This is a genomic window from Yoonia sp., assembly GCF_036007805.1.
In the GTDB taxonomy this organism is placed as follows: Bacteria; Pseudomonadota; Alphaproteobacteria; order Rhodobacterales; family Rhodobacteraceae; genus Yoonia.
The window spans coordinates 1-5,179 of sequence record NZ_DASYOK010000382.1 but is presented as its reverse complement, the minus strand read 5'-3'; the positions used below and the strand labels follow the sequence as shown (position 1 = coordinate 5,179).

Below are 5,179 nucleotides of genomic sequence, written 5' to 3'. Positions count from 1 at the left end.
CCGGCTTCGTCATCATCCGCGATAACAAGGCAGGAGTTTTCAAGCTCGGCAGGGTCAACGGGCGCGCCATGCTCGGAGAGTTTGGCGTGATAGAGGCGGGTCGCGAAGAGTGATTTGATTTCAGTCATACAGGTGTCTTAGCGCAGGCGGTGTGGTAGTGCGAGTACTGAAACAGATCTAGCGCAGTCCCGGACTTGATCCGGGACCTCCAACTAAGCCGCCAACAGGCGGTCGCGGATCAAGTCCGGGACTGCGGCGTGACAGGTGGCGCAACTCTTTGCCAACAAGGGGTTGCTTTATATGCGGATGGGGTCTAAACGGCGCACTTCTACCCCCACTCCATCGGGAATCGGGTGACGTCTCAGACGGCCCGCCGATGATGTTGAAAAAGGAATATGGCATGAACGCCAATGAACTGCGGGCCAAGACGCCCGATCAGCTCCGTGAAGAGCTGGTGAACCTGAAAAAAGAGTCCTTCAATCTGCGTTTTCAGCAGGCCACTGGTCAGTTGGAAAACACAGCAGGCATCCGTGCTGCCCGCCGCAACGCTGCCAAGGTCAAAACAATTCTGAACGAAAAGGCCGCTGCTGCGGCATCGGAGGCTTAATCCATGCCTAAGCGTATCCTGCAAGGGGTTGTGACAAGCAACCAGAACGCCCAGACCGTCACTGTATCGGTCGAGCGCCGTTTCAAGCACCCGCTGCTTCAGAAAACTGTTCGTAAGTCCAAGAAGTACCGGGCACACGACGAGCAAAACGCTTTCAACGTTGGTGATACTGTCCGTATCCAGGAATGTGCGCCGAAATCGAAAACCAAACGCTGGGAGGTTATTGCTTCTTAAGCAATAGCACCCGGTTCAAACGAAACCCTGGGCCCCCGGACGGAAATCGGGACTTGCTCATAGGTCGGAAAAGGAAACCAAATGATCCAGATGCAGACCAATCTGGATGTTGCTGACAACAGCGGCGCTCGCCGTGTTCAGTGCATCAAGGTTCTGGGTGGTTCTCACCGTCGTTACGCCAGTGTTGGAGACATCATTGTTGTTTCGGTGAAAGAGGCCATTCCACGCGGTCGCGTAAAGAAAGGTGACGTCCGTAAGGCCGTCGTCGTACGCACCGCCAAAGAAGTACGCCGCGACGATGGCACAGCCATCCGTTTTGACAGCAACGCTGCTGTCATCCTCAACAACAACAACGAGCCGATCGGTACACGTATCTTTGGCCCGGTTGTTCGTGAGCTGCGCGCAAAGAACTTCATGAAAATCATCTCACTCGCTCCGGAGGTGCTGTAACCATGGCTGCGAAACTCCGTAAAGGTGACGAAGTGATCGTCCTTGCCGGTAAGGACAAGGGCAAGAAGGGCACTATCAGCTCTGTTGACCCCAAGTCGGGTAAAGCTGTTGTTGATGGCGTCAACATTGCCGTGCGTCACCAGAAGCAAACGCAAGCGACACAGGGTGGCCGCACGCCAAAGGCGATGCCGATCCAGCTGTCCAACCTCGCGATCGTTGACAAGAATGGCAAAGCAACCCGTGTCGGCTTCCGTATGGATGGCGACAACAAGGTGCGTTTCGCCAAGACAACAGGGGATGTGATCTGATGCTTGATACTGCAAACTATACCCCCCGTTTGAAGGACCTCTACAAGGCCACCATCCGTGGTGCCCTGAAAGAAGAGTTCGGTTACAAGAACGAGATGCAGATCCCGAAGCTGGACAAGATTGTCCTGAACATCGGCTGCGGTGCAGAAGCTGTCCGTGACAGCAAGAAAGCAAAAACCGCGCAGGAAGATCTGACAACCATCGCCGGCCAGAAGGCCATGACAACACACGCCAAGAAATCCATCGCCGGTTTCCGCGTTCGTGAAGACATGCCGCTTGGTGCAAAGGTAACTTTGCGCGGCGACCGTATGTACGAATTCCTTGATCGTCTGATCACTGTTGCAATGCCACGTATCCGCGACTTCCGCGGCGTATCCGGCAAATCCTTCGACGGCCGCGGCAACTATGCCACCGGCATCAAAGAGCACCTGATCTTCCCGGAAATCAACTTCGACAAGATCGATGAGAACTGGGGCATGGACATCGTGATCTGCACAACAGCGAACACTGACGCTGAAGCAAAGGCACTGTTGAAGCACTTCAACATGCCGTTCAACAGCTAAGCGCCAGGGAGATTTAGAGATGGCTAAGAAATCCATGATCGCACGCGAAGTGAAGCGTGAAAAGCTGGTCAAGCAGTATGCCGAAAAGCGTGCCGCCTTGAAGGCAATCATCAACAACAAAGAGATCGCTGTAGAAGAGCGGTTCAAGGCAACTCTTGAACTTGCAAAACTGCCACGGAACTCTTCTGCAACGCGTTTGCACAACCGTTGCCAGCTGACCGGGCGTCCACACGCCTATTACCGCAAACTCAAGATCAGCCGGATCGCGCTGCGGGACCTTGGTTCCAATGGCGAAATCCCCGGTATGGTCAAGTCTAGCTGGTAAGGAGCACATATTATGAATGATCCTATCGGTGATATGCTCACACGTATCCGCAACGGCCAGATGCGCGGCAAAGCGTCGGTGGAAACACCTGCGTCCAAACTGCGTGGTTGGGTGTTGGATGTGCTTTCCGACGAAGGCTACATCCGCGGTTACGAGAAGAAGGATGGCAAAGATGGCCACCCTGCTTTCAGCATCGAATTGAAGTATTACGAGGGTGACCCTGTCATTCGCGAAGTGAAGCGGGTTTCCAAGCCTGGCCGTCGCGTTTACCTGGGCGCCAATGACATCCCATCCGTCCGTCAGGGCCTGGGTGTGTCGATTGTCTCCACCTCACAAGGTGTGATGTCGGATGCCAAAGCACGGGCGGCCAATATTGGCGGCGAAGTGCTCTGCACTGTATTCTAAGGGGATATCATGTCTCGTATTGGTAAAAAACCGGTTGAGCTGCCCGCAGGCGTCACTGCCTCTGTGTCAGGTCAGACCGTTGAGATGAAAGGCCCCAAAGGGACCCGGACTTTCAAGGCGACAGACGATGTCACCATCACAGTTGATGGCAACGTTGTGACTGTAGAACCACGCGGCAAATCCAAGCGCGCACGCCAGCAGTGGGGCATGAGCCGCACAATGGTTGCAAACTTGGCCACCGGCGTTTCCGAAGGCTTCAAGAAAGAGCTTGAGCTGTCGGGTGTTGGTTACCGTGCACAGATGCAGGGCAATGTCCTGAACCTGTCATTGGGCTACAGCCATGATGTTAAGTTTGAGGTGCCTGAGGGCGTCACAGTGACATCTGCAAAGCCAACTGAGATTCTTGTCGAAGGTATCGACGAGCAGCAGGTTGGTCAGGTTGCGGCGAATATTCGTGCTTGGCGTAAGCCCGAGCCCTACAAGGGCAAAGGGATTAAGTACAAAGGCGAATATATCTTCCGCAAAGAAGGTAAGAAGAAGTAAGGAACGCGATTATGGCAAACAGCAAGAGACAACTGTTTCTGAAGCGCCGCATGCGCGTTCGGAACAAACTTCGCAGCGTCACAGCCAACCAAGGCCGTGCACGTCTTTCGGTACACCGCTCGAACAAAAACATCAGCGCCCAGCTGATCGACGACGTCAACGGCGTAACACTCGCCGCGGCATCGTCGCTCGAAAAGGGCCTTGGTGTAGTTGGCAAGAACAACATCGAAGCCGCTGCAAAAGTGGGCGCTGCAATTGCAGAGCGCGCGAAGAAGGCTGGCGTTGAAGTTGCATACTTCGACCGTGGCGGTTTCCTCTTTCACGGCAAGATCAAGGCTTTGGCCGAGGCAGCCCGTGAGGGTGGTCTGAAGATCTAAAGGTGGGGGTGGGTTTTACCCACCCTTCCGACCCCCTGTAGGGTGGGTGCAACCCACGCTCGATGATCCGGCGCCTTTGGCGACCCGCGATTGGACAACGCCCCAAGGGCAAAAAAACAAAGGACGCCATCAATGGCAGAACGTGAAAACCGCGGCCGTGGCCGCAACCGTGAAGAGCAGGCCCCAGAGTTTGCAGACCGTCTGGTCGCAATCAACCGGGTCTCGAAAACAGTTAAAGGCGGTAAGCGCTTTGGCTTCGCAGCACTCGTTGTTGTTGGCGACCAAAAAGGCCGTGTCGGCTTTGGCAAAGGGAAAGCCAAGGAAGTTCCTGAGGCGATCCGCAAAGCCACAGAGCAAGCCAAGCGCCAGATGATCCGCGTTGCACTGCGCGATGGCCGGACGCTGCACCACGACATCGAGGGCCGTCACGGCGCTGGTAAAGTTGTGATGCGCACAGCCCCAGTGGGTACCGGTATCATCGCCGGTGGTCCAATGCGTGCCGTGTTCGAAATGCTTGGTGTGCAGGATGTTGTATCCAAGTCGATCGGTTCGCAGAACCCGTACAACATGATCCGCGCCACCATGAACGGCCTGTCCAAAGAGCAATCCCCGCGCAACGTCGCCCAGCGTCGTGGCAAGAAGGTTGCTGATATTCTGCCCAAGCGTGACGAAGCCCCAGCGGCTGAAGCACCTGCTGAAGCTGACGCGTAAGGAGAACTGACAGATGGCTAAAACAATCGTCGTCAAGCAGATCGGCTCCCCGATCCGCCGCCCCGAAAAACAGCGTGCGACGCTGATCGGTCTGGGCCTGAACAAAATGAACCGTACGCGCGAACTGGAAGATACCCCTTCCGTGCGCGGTATGGTGAACAGCATTCCGCACCTCGTCGAGATCATCGAAGAGCGCGGATAAGCCTTAGGGTAGTGTCGGGGCAGGCCCCGACCTACGGTGCTGACAGATTGAAGCCCTCGGGAAACCGGGGGCTTTTTGTTTGGGCAGAATGAAAACTTTGACATGCAAATGCTGCATGGCGGCATTTCAGATGCTGCAGTTGCACAATGACCTGTGTCGTCCTAGCTATTCATCAAGGAACATCGCCGTCGCGGTGTCGCAACACGCAATTGAAAGGACGAAAGTCATGTCTATTACGACCAACACATTCGCCCCCGCCCAAATCGGTGCACGCATATCCGCCCGCATCTCTGCCCAACTGGCAGCTTTGAAAGAGGCGCGCGCACAGAAGGCAGTTTACTACAAAGTCAGAACCCAGTTGAGCCGCATGTCAGACCGCGAGTTGGCCGATATCGGTACGAACCGTCTGCTGATCGACGACGTTGCCCGCGAAGCGGCCTTTGGCAAAGCGGAA

12 protein-coding genes are annotated in these 5,179 nt (G+C 55.4%); all 12 read left to right on the top strand.

The features are described from left to right. The first annotated feature begins 400 nt into the window (after positions 1–400). Entirely contained in the window at positions 401–607 is a 207-nt protein-coding gene (gene rpmC / locus VGP75_RS20315; RefSeq protein ID WP_055295577.1) for a 50S ribosomal protein L29, read from the top strand. Between the two features lie 3 nt (positions 608–610). Next, on the top strand, positions 611–841 hold the full coding sequence (rpsQ, locus tag VGP75_RS20310; protein ID WP_055295579.1) for a 30S ribosomal protein S17: 231 nt from the start codon (positions 611–613) through the stop codon (positions 839–841). Positions 842–922: 81 nt separating this feature from the next. Continuing rightward, complete coding sequence (rplN, locus tag VGP75_RS20305) at positions 923–1,291, top strand: 50S ribosomal protein L14 (RefSeq protein ID WP_008236500.1); 369 nt, start codon at positions 923–925, stop codon at positions 1,289–1,291. Positions 1,292–1,293: 2 nt separating this feature from the next. After that, entirely contained in the window at positions 1,294–1,599 is a 306-nt protein-coding gene (gene rplX / locus VGP75_RS20300; RefSeq protein ID WP_327545375.1) for a 50S ribosomal protein L24, read from the top strand. Further along, on the top strand, positions 1,599–2,162 hold the full coding sequence (rplE, locus tag VGP75_RS20295) for a 50S ribosomal protein L5 (protein WP_055295583.1): 564 nt from the start codon (positions 1,599–1,601) through the stop codon (positions 2,160–2,162). The genes rplX and rplE overlap by 1 nt, the downstream gene beginning before the upstream one ends. 19 nt (positions 2,163–2,181) lie before the next feature. Next, complete coding sequence (gene rpsN, locus VGP75_RS20290; protein ID WP_055295584.1) at positions 2,182–2,487, top strand: 30S ribosomal protein S14; 306 nt, start codon at positions 2,182–2,184, stop codon at positions 2,485–2,487. A 12-nt stretch (positions 2,488–2,499) separates the two neighbouring features. Then, positions 2,500–2,892 carry a 30S ribosomal protein S8 gene (gene rpsH / locus VGP75_RS20285; RefSeq protein ID WP_055295586.1) on the top strand — a complete coding sequence of 131 codons (393 nt, stop codon included), beginning with the start codon at positions 2,500–2,502 and terminating at the stop codon, positions 2,890–2,892. Between the two features lie 9 nt (positions 2,893–2,901). Next, positions 2,902–3,435 (top strand): 50S ribosomal protein L6, encoded by a 534-nt coding sequence (gene rplF / locus VGP75_RS20280; protein ID WP_055295588.1) that lies wholly within the window; start codon positions 2,902–2,904, stop codon positions 3,433–3,435. 11 nt (positions 3,436–3,446) lie between these two features. Beyond that, on the top strand, positions 3,447–3,812 hold the full coding sequence (gene rplR, locus VGP75_RS20275) for a 50S ribosomal protein L18 (RefSeq protein WP_327545374.1): 366 nt from the start codon (positions 3,447–3,449) through the stop codon (positions 3,810–3,812). A gap of 132 nt (positions 3,813–3,944) precedes the next feature. Further along, positions 3,945–4,523 (top strand): 30S ribosomal protein S5, encoded by a 579-nt coding sequence (gene rpsE, locus VGP75_RS20270; protein ID WP_055295591.1) that lies wholly within the window; start codon positions 3,945–3,947, stop codon positions 4,521–4,523. A gap of 13 nt (positions 4,524–4,536) precedes the next feature. Continuing rightward, positions 4,537–4,725: a 50S ribosomal protein L30 gene (gene rpmD, locus VGP75_RS20265; RefSeq protein ID WP_019953326.1), complete on the top strand. Its 189-nt coding sequence runs from the start codon at positions 4,537–4,539 to the stop codon at positions 4,723–4,725. 226 nt (positions 4,726–4,951) lie between these two features. Next, positions 4,952–5,179, top strand: a 228-nt coding sequence (locus VGP75_RS20260; RefSeq protein ID WP_327545373.1) for a DUF1127 domain-containing protein, incomplete at its 3' end; no start/stop codon positions are given.